Source organism: Paenibacillus lautus (assembly GCF_050482385.1).
Lineage (GTDB): Bacteria > Bacillota > Bacilli > Paenibacillales > Paenibacillaceae > Paenibacillus_AQ > Paenibacillus_AQ lautus_B.
In genome coordinates this window covers 1-2,558 of the sequence record NZ_JBCNHV010000040.1, presented here as the reverse complement: position 1 = coordinate 2,558, position 2,558 = coordinate 1, and the positions used below count along the sequence as shown (strand labels likewise).

Here is a 2,558-nt window from a genome sequence, read left to right as displayed (position 1 = left end):
AGGCTGATTTCACATAACGTTTCTTGTATTCACGAACCCGAGAACCTTAAGCCCCAACGGGGCGGCCACAACGCGGATAGGTTCGCAGGGTTGTCCGCCTGATTCCACTCCCTCATCCTTCGGTCGGCCCAAGGATCGGCGACAGCCGATCCGCAGTTGTGAATATAGTGTTACCCGATGCCTCCGACATCATCGATTTGCTTACACAATATGTCTTTGAATCCTTACAAAAATGGGGTATCAGTTGTAATTAGAGATTTCTATTAGGTTCCCATCTGGATCTCTTAGATAAACTGACGTTATCGATCCTAATGATCCTGTTCTTAATACAGGACCTTCTTCAATTACTACATTGCAATATTCTAAATGATGTATTACATCGGGCATCTGAACGTCTGTTATAAAACATAAATCAGCAGTGCCTGGCATAGGTGCCTTCGCTTTTGGTTCAAACTCTTTGCCTGCTTCATGTAGGTTTATCTTCTGTTGTCCAAAATGTAGTGCCTTTCTTCCTTCTCCAAATGTTACGATTCTCATTCCTAAGACTCGAGAATAAAAATCACATGTTTTTTCAATATTTGTGACAGTCAAAACTAAATGATCTAAACGATTGATGTGTATTCTAATCGCCCCTTTTTGTTATGATCCTAAATTGTTCGTAAGACTTGCCGTTCTATAAATTATTTATAATCTCTATAGATTATTTATATGTCTTTATACAAGACTGGAGGTTTCGGATAACGTTACCGCATTCACGAACCTCCGAAGGAGGTTGTCCGCAGCACCCGCTTCCCTGAGATCCCGCCTGCGGACCAAGGGCCGTAAGGCCCGCAGCGTGAATGCAATGTTATATGATGTCTACGCCTTCTTTGATATACTTACATATCGGTCTTTCCTGGTTTCCATCCAGTAACTTGACTCCATTTACTGGCCCTGCTCATGATTTCCCAAATTATTGGTTCCTTGCCTTCCACATATCGATCCCGCTCATTTCGATATTGTTTCATCAAATCATATTTCACTTCCGCATATTTTCTGCAATCATCTTCATTAGTCCGAAGGTAATCCCTAAATAAAAGTGAAAATTGTTCAGACCAACTTCCAAATTCTCTTATATGGATATGAATTCGTTTTCTTCTAAGCTTCTCACGGAAATATCGTTTTGTTAGGTCAGGATTATCATATCTATAGATAAATCCTATGTTCTCAAGTTTAGTTTTATATATCTCTATCGGTTTGAATGATCGGACCGAAATCTGAATATCAATTATAGGTTTTGCATCTAATCCTTCTATAGAAGTTGAGCCGATATGATCTATTCGAATTGCTAGCTCGCCAAGTGCTTGTCGAATTTCTAAACCAATACTTTTAAATTCTTGGTTCCAAGAAAAATCATAAGGTACTACAATAATCGGATCTGACATAATAACCTCCGATAAGATTTGTGTTTTTAGTTCGTGTAGGTTTCATATAACGTTTCTGTATTCAAGACGCGAGCCGGCCTTAGATAGCTCTTATCTTAGGCCGGCTCGTGTGTCGTCCGAGTTATCTTCCATGATTATACATCTGAGGACCAGGGGGCGTAAGCCCCACAGCCGAGAATAATTTGTTAGACGAAGTAGACTCTAGGCTCAGTTACTAAGAGCCTCTTTCATAAATTGGTTAGGGTATTTTTTTAGTTTTACTAAAGGGGTGTCGTTAATTATCTTATTTAATTCAATGATATTCATTTCATATATAGGTAAATAATCTTCAATTAAAAATTCCGTCATTTTAACCATGTCTACCATTGATCCAAGGACGCTTCTATCATAAGTTTTGATAAAATTAATGCTTTTCGCATTGCTAATGTAGTTGTTAATTAAATTTTCAGAAATTCCTTCTGCCTTTAAGTTTTCTATAAGGGCACTGATAAATATCTCTTTAAAGTTCTTATAGTGCTCCTTCTTTATTCCAAACAAAATAAAACAATACCTTGTCTTATTATTCATAATAATTAAATTATTCTTTTTGGCCATGCGAAATATATTGGCATGCCATTTGTAAAATTCATCATTTATTCCATTGTCTTGTTCTTCATTAAAAGAGCTAGTTTCAAATAGCTTCTTGGTACATGAGATTGTTATCATATTCTTATCCCTTCACAGTCTATTTCGTCTAACGTTCTTGTATTAGCGACGTCCATTTCCCTTAGATAGCTCCTATCTTAGGGGAATGGATGTATCTGCCTGTCTCCTCTTCTTCGAAAAAACTCCTGGCAGATCAAGGGCCAACGGCCCGCAGCGCGAATATTGTGTTATAGGATGTCAGCGTCTTCTTCGAAATACTAAATCATTGTTTCTTAACTATCGCTTCCCGTTAACGCAACTCATTCCGTGTCCGCTGAGGCGATCCTGGTGGATAACAATTATTTAGTTAGTAACATTACAGTCGTGAAATACGTTGAATGGTTAGGATTTCTTGTACGTCCCTTATTCACCACCACCTGTAATATGCTCTTTACCATTGTTCATAGTCTATTTGAATCAAATTAAAGCATCTTACATAATTGTCCAATC

The 2,558-nt window shown here is 37.9% G+C and carries 3 protein-coding genes; all 3 read right to left on the bottom strand.

Annotated elements, in window-relative coordinates; genetic code table 11:
• Positions 1-240 precede the first annotated feature (240 nt).
• Positions 241-621, bottom strand: a complete 381-nt coding sequence (locus ABEW73_RS33320) for a VOC family protein (RefSeq protein WP_430173725.1) — start codon at positions 619-621, stop codon at positions 241-243.
• A gap of 257 nt (positions 622-878) precedes the next feature.
• Positions 879-1,424, bottom strand: a complete 546-nt coding sequence (locus ABEW73_RS33315) for a GrpB family protein (protein WP_430173721.1) — start codon at positions 1,422-1,424, stop codon at positions 879-881.
• 207 nt (positions 1,425-1,631) lie between these two features.
• On the bottom strand, positions 1,632-2,129 hold the full coding sequence (locus tag ABEW73_RS33310) for a DUF6933 domain-containing protein (RefSeq protein ID WP_430173723.1): 498 nt from the start codon (positions 2,127-2,129) through the stop codon (positions 1,632-1,634).
• Positions 2,130-2,558: the final 429 nt, after the last annotated feature.